The sequence below is a fragment of the Brachybacterium sp. p3-SID1565 genome, assembly GCF_025143785.1.
In the GTDB taxonomy this organism is placed as follows: Bacteria; Actinomycetota; Actinomycetes; order Actinomycetales; family Dermabacteraceae; genus Brachybacterium; species Brachybacterium epidermidis.
Map to the genome: position 1 here is coordinate 26,563 of NZ_JAMBDS010000023.1, position 16,308 is coordinate 42,870.

At 69.9% G+C, this 16,308-nt stretch carries 12 protein-coding genes; 10 read left to right on the forward strand and 2 right to left on the reverse strand.

Annotated elements, in window-relative coordinates; translation table 11 throughout:
- Positions 1–166 precede the first annotated feature (166 nt).
- The 5 genes from M4D54_RS07315 (at position 167) to M4D54_RS07335 (ending at position 7,175) form a co-directional block, all read left to right on the forward strand.
- The gene (locus M4D54_RS07315; RefSeq protein ID WP_259890827.1) at positions 167–1,903 is read left to right on the forward strand and encodes an ABC transporter ATP-binding protein; all 1,737 of its coding nucleotides are present in this window, start codon (positions 167–169) and stop codon (positions 1,901–1,903) included.
- Positions 1,903–4,032: an ABC transporter ATP-binding protein gene (locus tag M4D54_RS07320; protein WP_259890828.1), complete on the forward strand. Its 2,130-nt coding sequence runs from the start codon at positions 1,903–1,905 to the stop codon at positions 4,030–4,032. The genes M4D54_RS07315 and M4D54_RS07320 overlap by 1 nt, the downstream gene beginning before the upstream one ends.
- 211 nt (positions 4,033–4,243) lie before the next feature.
- The gene (locus tag M4D54_RS07325; RefSeq protein WP_259890829.1) at positions 4,244–5,167 is read left to right on the forward strand and encodes an ABC transporter substrate-binding protein; all 924 of its coding nucleotides are present in this window, start codon (positions 4,244–4,246) and stop codon (positions 5,165–5,167) included.
- A gap of 26 nt (positions 5,168–5,193) precedes the next feature.
- Complete coding sequence (locus M4D54_RS07330) at positions 5,194–6,144, forward strand: amino acid ABC transporter permease (protein ID WP_259890841.1); 951 nt, start codon at positions 5,194–5,196, stop codon at positions 6,142–6,144.
- 269 nt (positions 6,145–6,413) lie between these two features.
- On the forward strand, positions 6,414–7,175 hold the full coding sequence (locus M4D54_RS07335; RefSeq protein WP_259890842.1) for an amino acid ABC transporter ATP-binding protein: 762 nt from the start codon (positions 6,414–6,416) through the stop codon (positions 7,173–7,175).
- A gap of 125 nt (positions 7,176–7,300) precedes the next feature.
- Here the strand turns inward: M4D54_RS07335 and M4D54_RS07340 are convergent, their stop codons facing one another.
- Positions 7,301–8,131 carry an endonuclease domain-containing protein gene (locus M4D54_RS07340; protein ID WP_259890830.1) on the reverse strand — a complete coding sequence of 277 codons (831 nt, stop codon included), beginning with the start codon at positions 8,129–8,131 and terminating at the stop codon, positions 7,301–7,303.
- Positions 8,132–8,856: 725 nt separating this feature from the next.
- A complete protein-coding gene (locus tag M4D54_RS07345) occupies positions 8,857–11,145 on the reverse strand; it encodes an HAD-IB family hydrolase (RefSeq protein ID WP_259890832.1) in 2,289 nt (762 codons plus the stop codon).
- Positions 11,146–11,399: 254 nt separating this feature from the next.
- On the opposite strand from M4D54_RS07345, the gene M4D54_RS07350 reads away from it, so the two are divergent.
- Genes M4D54_RS07350 through M4D54_RS07370 form a run of 5 tightly spaced genes read left to right on the forward strand, consistent with a single transcriptional unit; the run spans position 11,400 to position 16,212 of the window.
- On the forward strand, positions 11,400–12,176 hold the full coding sequence (locus M4D54_RS07350; protein WP_259890834.1) for an SDR family oxidoreductase: 777 nt from the start codon (positions 11,400–11,402) through the stop codon (positions 12,174–12,176).
- A 1-nt stretch (position 12,177) separates the two neighbouring features.
- Entirely contained in the window at positions 12,178–13,293 is a 1,116-nt protein-coding gene (locus M4D54_RS07355) for a lysophospholipid acyltransferase family protein (protein WP_259890835.1), read from the forward strand.
- Positions 13,290–14,996 carry an FAD-binding oxidoreductase gene (locus M4D54_RS07360; RefSeq protein WP_259890836.1) on the forward strand — a complete coding sequence of 569 codons (1,707 nt, stop codon included), beginning with the start codon at positions 13,290–13,292 and terminating at the stop codon, positions 14,994–14,996. Before M4D54_RS07355 ends, M4D54_RS07360 begins: the two co-directional genes overlap by 4 nt.
- Positions 14,997–15,021: 25 nt before the next feature.
- Positions 15,022–15,813: a histidine phosphatase family protein gene (locus M4D54_RS07365; protein ID WP_259890837.1), complete on the forward strand. Its 792-nt coding sequence runs from the start codon at positions 15,022–15,024 to the stop codon at positions 15,811–15,813.
- Between the two features lie 12 nt (positions 15,814–15,825).
- A complete protein-coding gene (locus M4D54_RS07370; RefSeq protein WP_193865201.1) occupies positions 15,826–16,212 on the forward strand; it encodes a hypothetical protein in 387 nt (128 codons plus the stop codon).
- Positions 16,213–16,308: the final 96 nt, after the last annotated feature.

The following is a 16,308-nucleotide window of genomic DNA, read 5'->3' on the forward strand; positions in this document are numbered from 1 at the left end:
GGCCGGAGAGGCGGGGGAGCCTCCACGCCGGTGCGCACGCGACCTGCTGGGGTGGGGGAAGGCACTGCCCGGACGTCCACGGGTGGTCTGTCGGCCGTCTCGACTATGCTTCACGCTGCGCACGAACACGCCCCGTCCGCGCCCGTGCGCCCCTGGAAGGAGCCCCGTGATACTGCTTCGCCTCATCCTGAGGGCGCTCAAGCCGTACCTGCCGTGGGTGCTGCTGGTGGTGCTGTTCCAGATCATCGGCGTCATGGCCGCGCTGTACCTGCCCACCATCAACGCCGACATCATCGACGAGGGCGTGGCCAAGGCCGACATCCCCACCATCTGGCGCCTGGGCTGGATCATGACCGCCGTGTCCTTCGGGAACATCGTGGCGCTGGTGGCCGCGAACTACTTCAGCGCCCGCTCCGCGATGGGTGTGGGCCGCGATCTGCGCTCGCGCGTGTTCGCCCAGGTGCAGAGCTTCTCCCCGCGGGAGATGAGCGAGTTCGGCACCCCCTCGCTGATCACCCGCAACACCAATGACGTGCAGCAGGTGCAGCTGCTGATCTTCTTCGGCCTGAACTTCCTGGTCCAGGCCCCGGTCACCGGCGTCGGCGGGGTGATCCTGGCGCTCAGTGTGGAGCCGGGGATGGCCTGGCTGATCGCCGTGATGGTCCCGGTGATGCTGGTCAGCGTCGGCTTCCTGATCCTCAAGGCCGCGCCGATGTTCCGCCAGATGCAGGAGAAGATCGACCGCATCAACGGCGTGCTGCGCGAGCAGATCACCGGCATCCGCGTGCTGCGGGCCTTCGTGCGGGAGGAGCGCGAGCGTGAGCGCTACGCCGAGGTGAACTTCGAGCTCACCGACCTGAACCGGCGCATCGGCCTGCTGATGATCCTGATCAACCCGATCATCATGTTCATCATCAACATCTCCAGCGTGCTGGTGCTGGCCGTGGCCGCGCCCCGCATCGATGCCGGGCAGATGGAGATCGGCTCGATCACCGCGTTCATCGCCTACCTGATCCAGATCCTGATCGCGGTGATGATGGCGACCTTCATGACGATGATGATCCCGCGCGCGATGGTCTCCTCCGAGCGCATCACCGCGGTGCTCGAGACCGATACCAGCGTGGTGCAGCGCACCGACGGGCTGCGCGACATCCAGGGCCCGGTCGAGCTCACCTTCGAGGACGTCTCCTTCACCTACCCCGGCGCGGAGAAGCCCGTGCTGGAGGACATCTCTTTCACCGCCCGCGCCGGTCAGACCGTCGCCATCATCGGCGGCACCGGTGCCGGCAAGACCAGCCTGCTGAACCTGGTGCCGCGTCTGGTGGACGTCACCGAGGGCAGCGTCAGGCTCAATGGCCACGACGTGCGCGACCTGCACGCCCAGGTGCTCTGGGATCGCGTTGGCCTGGTGCCGCAGCGGCCGTACCTGTTCTCCGGCACCGTCGCCTCCAACCTGCGCTTCGGCAACCCGAACGCGACCGACGAGGAGCTGTGGCACGCCCTCACCATCGCCCAGGGGCGCGACTTCGTGGCCGCCATGCCGCAGCAGCTGGACTCCCCGATCGCCCAGGGCGGCACCAACGTCTCCGGCGGACAGCGGCAGCGCCTGTGCATCGCCCGCGCCCTGGTGGCCCGGCCCTCCCTGTTCCTGTTCGACGACTCCTTCAGCGCCCTGGACCTCACCACCGATGCGAAGCTGCGCCGGGCCCTGGAGCCCGAGACGCGCGACGCCCTGGTGCTGGTGGTCGCCCAGCGCGTCACCACCATCACCTCCGCCGATCTGATCCTGGTGCTGGACCACGGCAGGATCGTGGACCGCGGCACCCACGCAGAGCTGCTGGAGAGCTCGGAGACGTACCGCGAGATCGTGCGCTCCCAGGGCGTCGAGGAGGAGGTGGCCTGATGTCCGCGTCAGACAAGACCCCCGCGAAGGACCGCCGCAGGAACCGTCGGAAGGACCCTGACGCGACGCCCGGGGGCTCCCCCGACGCGCCCACCACCGCGCCTGTCGTCGCCGGCGACGAGGCCGCCGAGGCCGAGGAGATCGCCAGCGAGAAGGCCGCCGAACGGGGGCTGCGCCCCGGCCAGAGCGCCAAGAACTTCTGGCCCTCCGCCAAGCGACTGGTCCGCGAGATCGGCCCGGAGCGCAAGTACCTGTACGCCGCGATCCTGATCGGCTTCGTCTCGGTGGGGCTGTCCGTGGTGGGGCCGAAGATCCTGGGTCGCGCCACCGACATCATCTTCACCGGGCTCATCTCCCGGGAGATGCCGCCGGGAGCCTCGAAGCAGGAGATCATCGACGGTCTGCGCGCTTCGGGTGAGGACCAGTTCGCCGAGATGCTCACCGGCATGGAGCTCACCCCCGGCCAGGGCATCGACTTCACCTCCCTGTACCAGGTGCTGGGCCTGGCGGTGGGCCTGTTCGTGCTCTCGGCGCTGCTGATGTGGCTGCAGGGCCTGGCCCTGAACCGGATCCTGGTGCGGATGGTCTACCGCCTGCGCCGCGAGGTCGAGGAGAAGCTGCACCGCCTGCCGCTGGCCTACTTCGACCGGATGAAGCGCGGGGAGATCCTCTCCCGCGTCACCAACGACATCGACAACATCCAGAACACCCTGATGAACACCGTCACGGGCCTGGTCAACTCGATCCTCACCGTGATCGGCGTGCTGCTCATGATGTTCACCATCTCCTGGCAGCTGTCGCTGATCGCGCTGGCCGTGATCCCTGTGGCGCTGCTGATCACCGGGGTGGTGGGCAAGAAGGCCCAGCAGCTGTTCGCCCAGCAGTGGGACGCCACGGGCGTGGTGGGCGCCGAGGTCGAGGAGGCCTTCACCGGCCACGACCTGGTCACCGTGTTCGGTCGCCGCGATCAGGTGGGCGAGCGCTTCGAGGAGCGCAACGAGACCCTGTTCAAGGCCACCTTCGGCGCCCAGTTCATCTCCTCCCTGATCATGCCGCTGATGATGTTCGTGGGGAACCTCAGCTACGTGGCGGTGGCGATCGTGGGCGGCCTGCGAATCGTGCAGGGCCAGATCACCCTGGGCGACGTGCAGGCGTTCATCCAGTACTCCCGCCAGTTCACCCAGCCGCTGTCGCAGGTGGCGTCGATGGCCACCATGCTGCAGTCCGGCGTGGCCAGCGCCGAGCGCGTCTTCGAGCTGATGGACGCCACGGAGCAGGAGCCTGAGACCGAGAAGGAGGGCGCTGCGGCGGGCATCCGCGAGGGCCGCGTGGAGTTCGAGCACGTGCGCTTCTCCTACAGCCCCGACCGCGAGCTGATCCGCGACCTGTCCCTGGTGGCCGACCCCGGTCACACGGTGGCGATCGTCGGCCCCACGGGCGCCGGCAAGACCACCCTGGTGAACCTGGTGATGCGGTTCTACGAGGTCGACGGCGGCCGCATCACGATCGACGGTATCGACATCCGCGACCTCACCCGCGACCAGCTCCGCTCCCGCACCGGCATGGTGCTGCAGGACACCTGGCTGTTCAAGGGCACCCTGATGGAGAACATCCGCTACGGCCGCCTGGACGCCACCGACGAAGAAGTGATCGAGGCGGCCCGCGCCACCCACGTCGACGACTTCGTGCGCCAGCTGCCCGAGGGCTACGAGACCGTCGTGGACGACGACGGCACCTCGCTCTCGGCCGGTGAGAAGCAGCTGCTGACCATCGCCCGCGCCTTCCTGGCCCGCCCCAGCCTGCTGATCCTGGACGAGGCCACCTCCAGCGTGGACACCCGCACCGAGGTGCTGGTGCAGAACGCGATGAACCGCCTGCGCGAGGGCCGCACCTCCTTCGTGATCGCCCACCGCCTCTCCACCATCCGCGATGCGGATCTGATCCTGGTGATGGAGGACGGCGACATCGTCGAGCAGGGCGACCATGACCAGCTGCTCGAGCAGGGCGGCGCCTACGCGCGCCTGTACCGCTCCCAGTTCGAGGGCGCCGCCACGGACCTGGACGCCGAGGACGCTCCCGCCGGCGAGGAGCCTGCCACCACCACAGGTGGCATGTCGATGGGGTTCTGAGCCGACGGGCGGATCGCCGCTCGCGTCCCTGGTTGCGGGTTCAGCGCGCCCGCATCGCGCCCCGCGCGTCCCTGACGCGCCCGCATCGCGCCCCGCGCATCCCTGGCCTGCCCGCATCGCGCCCCGCGCTCGCGTCGAAGTGGCATGTTAGGCCTCTCTCATTCCACGGAGAGTTCATAGAAGTATGCGCATGCATGCATAAGCGTGCTGCGTGAGCACCCCCAGACGGACCCTGCTGCGAGCCCTGCCGGCCGCAGTCCTCGTCGGCACCGCGGCGTCGGTGACCGCTGGCTGCACCCGGGCGAGTGAGCGCCCCGATGCCGAGTCGAACACCGTGCCCGAGGTGGACCTCAGCGGGATCGAGCGCCAGGACGACCTGGCTGCGATGGTTCCCGCCCCGATCCGCGAGCGCGGAGAGCTCATCAACGGTGCCGCCCTGAACTACGCCCCCGGTGAGTTCGTCGGCTCCGGTGGGGAGGCCGTCGGGTACGACATGGACGTGCTCGCCGCCATCGGCCAGGTGCTGGGCCTGTCCACCCGCACCGAATCAGCGGTGTTCGCGCAGATCATCCCCTCGATCGGCTCCAAGTACGACGTGGGGATCTCCAGCTTCACCATCAACGCCGAACGGCTCGAGAACGTCAGCATGGTCTCCTACTTCCAGGCCGGCATCGCCTATGCCGTGCGCACCGGGAACCCCTACGACATCGACCCGGCCGACCTGTGCGGCAAGCGCGTCGCCCTCCAGGTGGGCACCTACCAGGAGGAGCTGTCCCTGGAACGCTCCGACCAGTGCCGTGATGCCGGCAGGCCCGGGTACGACATGCTGGCCTACGTCTCCAACTCGGACGCGGCCACCAATGTGGCCGGCGGCAAGGGGGACATCCTCATGGCCGACTCCCCGGTGACCGCCTACGCAGTGGCCCGCTCCCGCGGCACTCTCGAGCAGATCGGCGACATCGAGGAGTCCGCGCTCAACGGCATCGTCGTGCCCAAGGACCAGCCCGAGTTCGCCGAGGCCCTGCGGGGGGCCGTCCAGTACCTCATCGACTCCGGCCACCTCCGCGAGATCTTCGCGGCCTGGGGAAACGAGAACGGCATGATCGAACGAGCAGAAGTGGACCCCCAACCGTGAGCAGCACCGTCTCCGACACCCCTGGCCTGCGCGACGCCGCCGGCAACGAAGTCACCCCCATCCATGCCCGCCCCGCTCCGCGCCCGGGGACCTGGATCGCCGCGGTGGTGGTGGGTCTGCTGACCCTCGCCCTGGTGAACTTCCTGATCACCAATCCGGTGTTCGAGTGGGACACGGTGGCGACCTACATCCTGGACGTCAAGGTGGTCCAGGGCGTCGGCTGGACGCTCCTGCTGACACTGCTGTCGATGGTGCTGGGCACCGTCGTGGCGCTGACCGCCGCCATCATGCGCCGCAGCGACAACCCCGTGCTGCGCGCGGTGAGCTGGGGATACATCTTCGTGTTCCGCGGCATCCCGGTGTACACCCAGCTGGTGTTCTGGGGCCTGTTCACCGTGATCGTCCCCAAGATCGCCGTAGGCGTGCCCTTCGGACCGGAGCTGTTCTCCTTCTCCACCCGCGACCTGGTCACCGCCTTCTGGGCCGCCGTGATCGGCCTGGGGCTGAACGAGGGCGCCTACCTGGCCGAGATCATCCGCTCCGGTCTTAACTCGGTGGACCGCGGCCAGGCCGAGGCCGCACGCGCCCTGGGCATGAGCGAGGCGAAGATCCTGCGCAGGATCATCGTGCCCCAGGCGATGCGGGTGATCGTGCCGCCCCTGGGCAACGAGACCATCGGCATGCTGAAGACCACCTCGCTGGTGCTGGCGGTCCCGTTCACCCTGGATCTCACCTTCGCCACCAACGCCATCGCCAACAAGCTGTTCACCCCGATCCCGCTGCTGATCGTGGCCGCACTGTGGTACCTCGCGATCACCAGCGTGCTGATGGTGGGCCAGCACTACCTGGAGAAGTACTTCGGTCGCGGCTTCGACGACCGCACCCCTGCGCGCCACGGCGGCCGCGGCGCCCGTCAGGCCGCCGTGAACCGCGCCGGCACCACCCCGAACGACCCGCTCCCGGAGGTGGAGCTGTGATGACCCAGGATCCCCGCAACGCCCCTGCTCCTACGGCGAACCGCGCCGACGCCGCGCCCGTTCCTACTGGGGCCCGCGCCGATGCCGCGCCCGTTCCTACCGGGGCCCGCGCCGATGCCGCACCCGTTCCTACCGGGGCCCACGCCGACGCCGCGCCCGTTCCTACTGGGGCCCGCGCCGATGCCGCGCCCGTTCCTACCGGGGCCCGCGCCGATGTCTCGCCCGCTCCTACCGGGGCCCGCGCCGATGTCTCGCCCGCCCCCACCCCGCTGGTCGCGGTCACCGACCTGCACAAGAGCTTCGGTGACCTGCACGTCCTGAAGGGCTGCTCCCTGGAGGTGGCGCCGGGGGAGGTGTGTGTGCTGGTCGGCCCCTCGGGCTCGGGCAAGTCCACCCTGCTGCGCTGCATCAACCAGCTGGAGAGCCCGACCGCCGGTGAGGTGCGGATCGACGGCGAGCTGCAGGGCTACCAGTCCGAGCCGCTGGCCGACGGCCGCTGGCAGCGACTGTCCAACAAGCAGATCGCCGCCCAGCGCTCCCGCATCGGCATGGTGTTCCAGCGCTTCCACCTGTTCCCCCACCTCACAGCTCTCGGCAACGTGATCGAGGCGCCGATGCAGGTGCTGGGCACACCGCGGGCACAGGCCGAGAGCGATGCGCGCGAGCTGCTGGACCGCGTGGGACTGGCCGATCGTGCCGATCACTACCCCGCCGAGCTCTCCGGCGGGCAGCAGCAGCGCGTGGCCATCGCCCGTGCCATGGCGATGAAGCCCGAGCTGATGCTGTTCGACGAGCCCACCAGTGCCCTGGACCCGGAGCTGGTCTCCGAGGTGCTCGCCGTGCTGAAGGACCTGGCGCGGGAGGGCATGACGATGGTGGTGGTTACCCACGAGATGGGCTTCGCCCGCGAGGTGGCCGACCAGGTGGTGTTCATGGACGACGGGCAGATCGTGGAGCAGGGACCGCCCCAGCAGGTGATCGACGCGCCCCGCTCCGATCGGCTGCGGGAGTTCATCGCCTCGGTGCTGTGATGTCGTGACCCAGCTCTATGACGAACGACGGGATGCATATGAGGCGTCGCTGACAGTTTCAGCGCTCCAGCGACGAAATCGTCCCGTTGTTCGTCACTTGCGAAGCCCGCGACCTCGCTCAGCCCTCAGGCGGCCAGCAGCTGTGCCACCCGCCGTCGGCCCTGTCTGCCCACCTGGGCAACGGTCTCCAGAAGCGCCTCCTCGGTCGAGCGCCAGCTGTACCACACCTGGGAGTAGCTCAGCCGCAGGATCTGCAGTCCGTGCCGACGCATCGCCAGATCCCGCCGGCGATCCTCGTTGAACGATTCCGGTGAACTGTGGTGCATGCGCCCATCGATCTCCAGGAAGAGCCCGCTGACGTACGCGTCGACGAATCCGACCCCCTCCACATACACCTGCTGCTCCACATCATGGCCGCGTCGGCGCAGCGCGCGCACCACCCGCGTCTCCGAGCCGGAACCGCTGGCTGCGGAGATCCCGCCGATGCGCTGACGATGCCGACGTGGGGCGTCATCCAGCAGGGCCTGGACCTGCGCGATGGACAGCAGCCCCTTCTCGATCGCGGACTCGAGGAGCACCGCCGCCGATTCCCCATCCACGCAGCGGATCGCGTGCGCCAGGGCCAGTCGGAGGGAGGCGATGGCGTCCGTTTCAGGCCATGCGCGCAGGCCCGATCCGTGCGCTGCTGCCCACTGCGGGCACGCACTGCCCAAGCGGGGACGGTAGATGTGCAGGTCGTCATCCCGTTCCCGGGGAGGAACCCATAGACCGTGCAGTGCCGCCGCATCAACGCAGGTGAGGCGGGCGCCTGCGGTCAGTGCCTTGACGACCTTCGGGTTCGCGCCGGTCTTCGCGTACCAGCCGGGCGCGATGCTGCGCAGGTGCCCGCGCCGCACGGCGGTACGGATCTGCGCGTGGGTGAGTCCCTCATCTAGCAAGGCGGAGCTGGTGGCCACGCCGAGATCCGCGTCCGCCACGCGATGGGTGCCGCGCGGTGCTGAACGTGGCCGGAACGGAGCGCGCGCTCCCATCGGGACCACCAGTCTGCTGGGAAGGAACATGGCCCAAGGGTGGTCGTTCACCAGAGCCGATGATGCGTGTGGCGCCGACGTGTGGAGAACCTGGGGGCGGGGAGGAACGTCGTGGCTGCACTACAAGGGGTCGGCCGGGTGCTGGGTGGGCTGGGTGCTGGTCGGTCTGGCCGGGCTGCTGATGAGCCGGGTGCTGGTCTGTCTGGCCGGGCTGCTGACTGACGGTGGGACTCCAGTGAGGCGCGAAGCGCATTACGGCCCCGGAATCGGCGATTCCGTCCCACCGATTGCGAAACGGGAGAAATCGGGCACCGGTTGGGCGGGGCAGGGGCAGCGCAGCGCTGCGGGCAGGCTGGTGGCAGGTAGGGGCAGCGCAGCGCTGCGGGCAGGCTGGTGGCAGGTAGGGGCAGCGCAGCGCTGCGGGCAGGCTGGTGGCAGGTAGGGGCAGCACTGTGGGCAGGCTGGCGGCAGGTAGGGGCAGGTAGGGGCAGCGCTGCGGGCAGGCTGGTGGCAGGTAGGGGTAGCGCAGCGCTGCGGGCAGGCGTGAAGGCACGGCTGGTGGCAGGCAGGGGAAGCGCAACCCTGCGGGCAGGCTGGCCTGCAGGCGGGCGGATGACCTGCAGGCAGGCGGATGACCTGCAGGCCCCGCCTCACCAGTCGGTGATGCGCCAGCGGTTCTTCTTGGCCACCGAGAACAGCCCCAGGTCCGGGGAGATCGCGGTGGGGGAGCCCACCAGGGACAGCCACGCGGCATCGGCGTGGGAGTCGCCGTAGCCGTAGGAGGCCTTCAGGTCTGCGCCATGGCGGTCGGCGTACTTGCGAAGCCAGTTGGCGCGGGCCTCGTCCACCAGCGGGGGAGTGGCGAGGTAGCCGGTCATCACGCCGTCGGCCCCGGCATCCATGTGGGTGGCCACCACGTCGTCGAACAGGTCGGCCAGGGGCTCGACCAGCACGTCCAGGGCGCCGGTGACCAGCACGGTGCGGTGCCCGGCAGCGCGGTGGCGCTCGATCACCTCGAGCGCCTCGGGGCGGATGGAGGCGCGGATCTTCCGGCCCAGCTCACCGTTCATCAGCTCCCGCAGGTCCTGCTCGCGGTAGCCCTCGTACCGGCGGTTGACCAGGCGGATCAGCTCGGAGCGGTCACGCTGCTCCGCGCGCAGGTAGCCGGGCAGGGAGGTGAGCAGTCCGCCGATCTCCGCCGGCCACACGCGGCGCGGGCGGGTGGCGCGCACCACCGCGAAGTACTGCTGGACGATGTTGGTGGCGATCACCGTGCCGTCCAGGTCGAACACGGCCAGGGCCGCCGGGTCGCTGGACAGCTCCGGGGTGGGGCGCTCGGCCCGCTTGCGCTGGGCGGCCTTGGCGCGGGAGTACGCCTTGGTGAGCTCGGTGACCGCGGGCAGGTGCAGCTGCTGGAAGTAGTCGCGCCAGTTGATCTCGGTGACGTCGAAGTCGTGCTTCTCCAGGAACTGCGCCGGGAGCTCCTTGCGCAGGGCCCGGGTGTTCGCGTCGTCGAACACCATCTCGGTCTTGGTGTACTGGCGGTACAGCTCGATGTACTTGCGCAGCGTGGTGAGCCCGTTGGTGGCCTTGTGCAGGCTGGAGGTCCACTCGCGGGTACGGCGGGAGGCCGGCAGGTGGGCCACGGCCTTCTGGCCGGCCTTGGCGGCGATCTCCTTGGCGCGGAACCGCTGCTCGACCATCTCCACGGCCGGGAAGCTCCACTCGGGCACCACGATCGGGCGGCCCTTGTCGTCCTCCAGGGGCTTGGCCACGAAGTACTCGCGCACGGCGGAGACCATCTCGTGGAACGGCAGCGGGTTCGAAGCGCCGGAGACCACCTGGAAATAGGCGTCGTCGCCGCGGCGGGAGACGTCCTGGGTGGCCAGGGCCACGATCACGTTGACCACGAAGTCCACCGGGATGATGTCCAGGATGGAATCGGCCAGGCCCGGGAACTCCTGCAGCATGCCGCGGCCGTACGCCATGATCAGCGGATCGGCCACCTTGTAGCCGTCGATCCAGCCGGGGTAGGGACTGTGCAGGGCGGACTCGATGATGGAGGGGCGCACGAAGGAGACCCGGTGGCCGGCGCCCGCCCACAGGTCCTCCGCCACGCGCTCGGCCATGGCCTTGGTGAAGGTGTAGATGTCGGTCCAGCCCACGGACTGGGCGCGGGTGCGGCCGAAGTCGACCAGGCGCTCGTCCACCCAGGCACGGCGGGCGGTCTCGGCGGCGGCGGCCACGGCCTTGGGGCCCATGCGGCCGTCGCGCAGGCGGGCGGTGCGCATCTGGGCGCGCAGCGTCTCGGGTCGACGCGACTCCGCCTCGACGCGGGCACGGGCATCCTGGGCGGCCTCGTACTCGCGGCGCCAGTCGACGTCGTGGACCAGGCGCCCCTCCTGGCGCAGGCCCTTGGAGATGCCGCCCACGTACGCGGTGGAGACGTGGATGACGTGCGGGTCCTGCCCGGAGGCCAGCAGCGCCTCGTACAGGTTGCGGGCCCCGCCCACGTTGGTGCGGAAGGCCTCGTCGATCGGCGGATCGAAGGAGACCGAGGAGGCGGAGTGGATCACCACGTCGTACGGCTCGGTCAGGGCTGGCAGGTCGGTGAGGTCGCCCTCCAGGGCCGACACCCGCGCGGCGAAGATCTCCCTGACCTCGTCCTTGCCGACCTTCTCGGCCCAGGTGGAGAACACGGGCTTGCGCAGCAGCTGTTCAAGACGGGCCTGCCCGCTGACGCTGCCCTTGGGGCGCACCACGGCGGTGACGTGCACGTCCTCGGCGGTCTCCAGCAGGCACTGCAGCACCGCCTGTCCCAGGAAGCCGGTGACGCCGGTCAGGAGGATCCGACGGCCCCCGGTGCGAGCATCGCCGGCGTGCGGAGAGATGCTCTCGACGCTCTCGTCGGCGGCGGGGGCGGGGGTGGTGTTGTTCATGGGATCCCTCGATGGACGGGTTCGGCGGTGCGGGCGCGGTCGATCCCGTGCCGGGACGGGGTGCCCGGAGCGGATCCGCCTGCCCAGGCGATTCCACCGCGAACAGGCGTTCCTGTGCTGATCGGCGGCGGTCGCAGCGCAGGCCCGCCGTGCTCCCGAGATGGCCCCCGGGGGCGGTTCTGCGATGTTCCCGTGCTGGTCAGCGGCTTGTCGTCATGCCCTGGTCAGGGCCTCGCTAGTGTATCGTAGCCGCCATGCACAGGGCCCTGATCACCGGCGGCACCGCGGGCATCGGGGCCGCTTTCGCCACTGCTTTCGCCAAGCGCGGCGTCCCCCTCGTCCTGGTCGCGCGCGATTCCGCACGCCTCGAGGAGTTCGCCGCACAGCTGCGCGCCGAGCACGGGGTGGAGGTGGAGACGATGGTCGCCGACCTCGTGGACCGCGACGCCCAGCAGCGCGTGGCCGACCGCCTCGCCGCCGGCGCTGATCCGGTCGACGTGCTCGTGAACAACGCAGGTTTCTCCGTGCGCGCGAGCCTGCTGGAGGAGGACCTGGGCGAGCACGACCGCGGCTTCGAGGTGATGGTGCGGGCCGTCCTCAAGCTGGGCGGCGCGGCGGGCCGGGCCATGAGCGCGCGCGGCCGCGGCTGGATCATCAACGTGGGGTCCGTCAACGCCCTGATCACCCAGAACAACTACTCCGCCATCAAGGCCTGGGTGGGCAACTACTCCGAGTCCCTGGGCGTGCAGCTGGCAGGCACGGGCGTCTCCGTCACCGCACTGATGCCTGGCTGGGTGCACACCGAGTTCCACTCCCGCGCCGGCATCAAGGGCTCCTCGATCCCTGACTTCCTGTGGCTGGATGCGGACCGCCTGGTGGAGGAGTGCCTGGCGGACGTGGCCCGCGGCAAGCCCGTGAGCATCCCCAGCACCCGCTGGAAGCTGATCGCCGCGGTGCTGCGCAGCACCCCCCGCGGGCTCGTGGCCAGGCTCAGTGCCCTGCTGTCCCACCGTCGCAACCGGGAGCGCTGAGATGAGGGACGAGGCCGACGGCCGCACCCCCGGCGACGATCCGACCCCCGGGGACGCCCTGCCCGAGGGCACGGAGGATGCCGCCGTGGGCGGCCCCGAGCAGTCCGCGGACGACAGCTCCGCGCGCGAGCAGTCCGCGGACGACAGCTCCGCGCGCGAGCAGTCCGCCTTCGAGCGCACCGTGCGTGAGATGCTCGCCCGCGACAGGACCGCCAAGACCGACGAGAAGGCCGCCAGGGCGGAGGAGAAGGCGTCGAAGGCCGAGGCCCGGGCTGACGAGAAGGCAGCGAAAGCCGAGGCCAGGGCGGAGGCGAAGGCCGCCAAGGCGCAGGCGAAGGCCGCCGAGGAGCAGCGTGCCCGCCCGGTGCCGTCCCTGTCGGCCCGCTCCCGTGCCGAGGGCTGGGACGTGCCCGAGGGGGATCTCGCCAAGTACCGCTCCCATTGGCGGTCGGCGGTGCGCTTCGTCCTGCAGCGCGTGATCTTCAAGGCTGTGGTGCGAAGCGCCGTCACCCCGAAGTCGGTGGTGGCCCGCCGTGTGCGCACCGTGCGCGGCCCGTACGTGCTGGTCGCCAACCACACCAGCCACGTCGACGCGCCGATGATCGCGCTCAGCCTCCCGTGGAGCCAGGCGAAGTTCCTCTCCACAGGCGTTGCTGCCGACTACTTCTTCAACGTCTGGTACCGCCGCTTCTTCGTGCGCTGGATGTTCAACGCCTTCCCGATCGACCGCGGCGGCTCCCGCAAGCACTCCGGCACCTCCCGGAACCTGCTGCGCTCGGGCGTGCCGATCCTGGTGTTCCCCGAGGGGGGTCGCCAGAAGGACGGGCGGATGAAGGACTTCAAGCCCGGTGGCGCGGCGCTCGCCATCAGCGTGGGCGTGCCGGTGATCCCGGCCGCCATCGTCGGCGGCTACGAGGCGATGCCCAAGGGCCGCAACTGGCCCGCGCCCGGCCGTCCGCCGGTCACCGTGGTGTTCGGCGACCCGATGATCGCCGACGAGGGTGAGACTGCGGTGGAGTTCTCCACCCGCATCCATGAGCGCGTCAAGGACCTGTACGACGACCACTACGAGGAAGTCCTGGGCGGCGCCGCCCAGGGCGAGGAAGGACCGGCATGAACTCTCCGCTGAGTGCCAAGGACGTCAAGCGGCACCGGTGGTGGGGCTGGGGCCTGGACGACGTCACCTTCAACTGGCGCAACAAGCCCGGCTTCGCACCGCTGGCCCAGGACGTGATCGGCATGGACCTGCACACCATGCCGGACCCGGTCACCCCCGAGCTGAGCGAGCACACCGTGCCGCCCGGTCGCCTGGGCGAGGACACCCGCGCCGCCCTGGTGGACGTGGTGGGCCCGGAGAACCTGCTGGACGACGACGAGTTCCGCGTCATCCACTCCTTCGGCCGCTCCCTGCCTGACCTGTTCCGCGCCCGCAACGGTCACTTCGAGCGCCTGGTGGACGCGGTGGTCTACCCCGGCAGCGAGGAGGAGATCGCCGCGGTGCTGCGGATCGTGCTGGAGCAGGACCTGGTGCTGATCCCCTACGGCGGCGGCTCCTGCATCTCCGGCTCGGTCACCCCGGACGTCGCCGAGCAGCGCCCGATCCTCACCATGAACCTGGGGCGCATGCGGAAGGTCCTGGAGATCGACGACACCGCGGGCCTGGCCCGGGTGGAGGCCGGCGTGTACGGCCCTGATCTGGAGGAGCAGCTGAACGAACTGGGGTGGACCATGGGCCACTTCCCGGACTCCTTCACCTACTCCACGCTGGGCGGCTGGGCGGCCACTCGCTCCACTGGAATGCAGTCCGACAAGTACGGCGACATCGAGCAGATCGTGCGCGGCATGCGCGTGGTCCACCCCGAGGGGATCATCCGCACCAAGGCCGTGCCCGGGCGGGACAGCGGCCCCAGCGTGCACGAGATGATCATGGGCAGCGAGGGCCGCCTGGGCGTGATCTCCGAGTGCACCGTCCAGGTGCACCGCACCCCGCCGGTGCGCCAGGTCATCGCCTACATGTTCCCGGACTGGGAGCACGGAATCCGCGGCATGCACGCGATCGCCCGCTCCGAGGTGCACCCCACCTTCGCCCGGCTCTCCGACGGGCCCGAGACCCGCTTCAGCCTGGCCCTGGTCAAGGCGCCCGAGTCCACCAAGTCCAAGGTGATGGCCAAGGTGCAGGACGGCCTGTTCGCCTACCTGCGCTCCAAGGGCTGGGACACCACACAGGAGATGTGCATCTCCTACGTGTGCTTCGAGGGCACCAAGCAGACCGTCGAACGGGAGAAGGCGATCGTCAAGAAGATCGTGGCGAGCAATGGCGGCATCAGCCTGGGCGCGGGCCCCGGCGCGGTGTACGACCAGAAGAAGTTCGACACCCCGTACCTGCGCGACTTCCTGCTGAACTACAAGGTGTTCGGCGACGTCTGCGAGACCGGCGCCAGCTGGTCGAACCTCAACGAGGTCCACTCCAAGGTCTACGACGCCTACTACGGGGTGCTGGCCGAGCACGACTCCCAGGGCTTCATGTTCTGCCACATGTCGCACAGCTACCACGGGGGTGCCTGCCTGTACTTCACCTTCGCGCTGCCGTACACGGAGGACTCCACGGCGCTGGCGAAGTACTACGACGCCAAGAACGCCGTGCAGCAGACCTTCGCGGACCTGGACTCCCCGGTGTCCCACCACCACGGTGTGGGCACTGAGCACCGGCCGTGGATGGTCGAGGACATCGGCGAGGTCGGTGCGCGCGTGGTGCGCGGGCTGTTCGCCGACAACGATCCCGGCCGCAACCTCAACCCCGGCAAGGTGCTCGAGCCCTGAGGGCCGGGCGCCCTCACGGTGCGACGTGGCTGACGCTCGAGAGCTCCCCGATCCGTCCGGGTCTGCTGCGGAGCTCGCGGCCGTTGACCCGTCCGGGTCTGCTGCCGAGCGTGCGGCAGGGGACCAGTCCGGCCCCGCCCACGGCATCTGGGTGCTGCGGCACGGCGAGTCGGTGGCCAACGTCGAGGGCGTGATCGTCTCGGCCGTCGGCCCCCGCGCCCTGATCGAGGTGGGCCTGACCGAGCGCGGCAGGCGCCAGGCCCGGGATGCGGCACGAAAGGCCGAGGGCAGGGGCATCGGGCCCGAGGTGGTCGTGCTGGCCAGTGACTTCGCCCGTGCGCATCAGACGGCCCAGGAGTTCTGCGATGCTCTCGGCGCGCACGAGCCCCGGCTGGACGAACGACTGCGGGAGCGCGGCTTCGGCACTCACGACGAGGGACCGGCCAGTGCGTACGACCTGGTCTGGGCTGATGACCTGGCCCGGCGCGAGTCCGCCCATGGGGTGGAGCCCGTGTCCGAGGTCGCGCGCCGGGCGTGCGAGGTGCTGCGCGAGGCCGATCGGATCGCCGAGAGCGCATCGGTGGTGCTGGTCGCCCATGGTGATGTCCTGCAGATCATGCTGGCCGTGGGGGAGGGCATGGATCCCTACGAGCACCGTTCCGTTCCCCATCTGGGCAATGCCGAGCTGCGCCGTGTGGGGCCTGGGCGGGATCCGTCGGGCGCGGGGGTCACGGGCATGGGCGCCGAGGCCTCCAGCACGACGGCGTCCGCGGGCGTGAGCACCGGCGTTGCCGGCACGGGTTCCGATCCTGAGTGAGCGGAGAGTTCCATGAGTGAGCGCACTGCCTCGGTGCTGATGGTGATGCGTGGCGACGAGCAGGCCGCGCGGGCCGACGTGGCCGCGTTCTTCGATGCGCGCGGCTGGGTGCCGCGGGTGCGGGACGACGGCTCCCTCGCGTACGAGTGCGGCAGCCGCGGTCGTACCGTGCTGCTGGGAGCACTGGCCGGCCGGAAGTTCTTCCTCACCGGCATCATCGAGACCCGCCAGGATGCCCACACCACTGATGTGGTGTACCGGTGGGGGCCTGACGCAGGCCTGGCCCTCGGAGGGACCATCGGACGCCGGCGCGCTGAGCGCGCGCATGCCGAGACTGCCGAGGCCCTGCAGCGGCACCTCGAGGAGACCGGCCGGCTGCTGCGCACCCATCGCCGCTAGCGTCGCACCCACCGCGGCTGCTCCGCGCCCACCGCCGGTGGTTGGTCTGGCGCGCACCGCCGATGGTTGGTCTGGCGCGCACCGCCGATGGTTGGT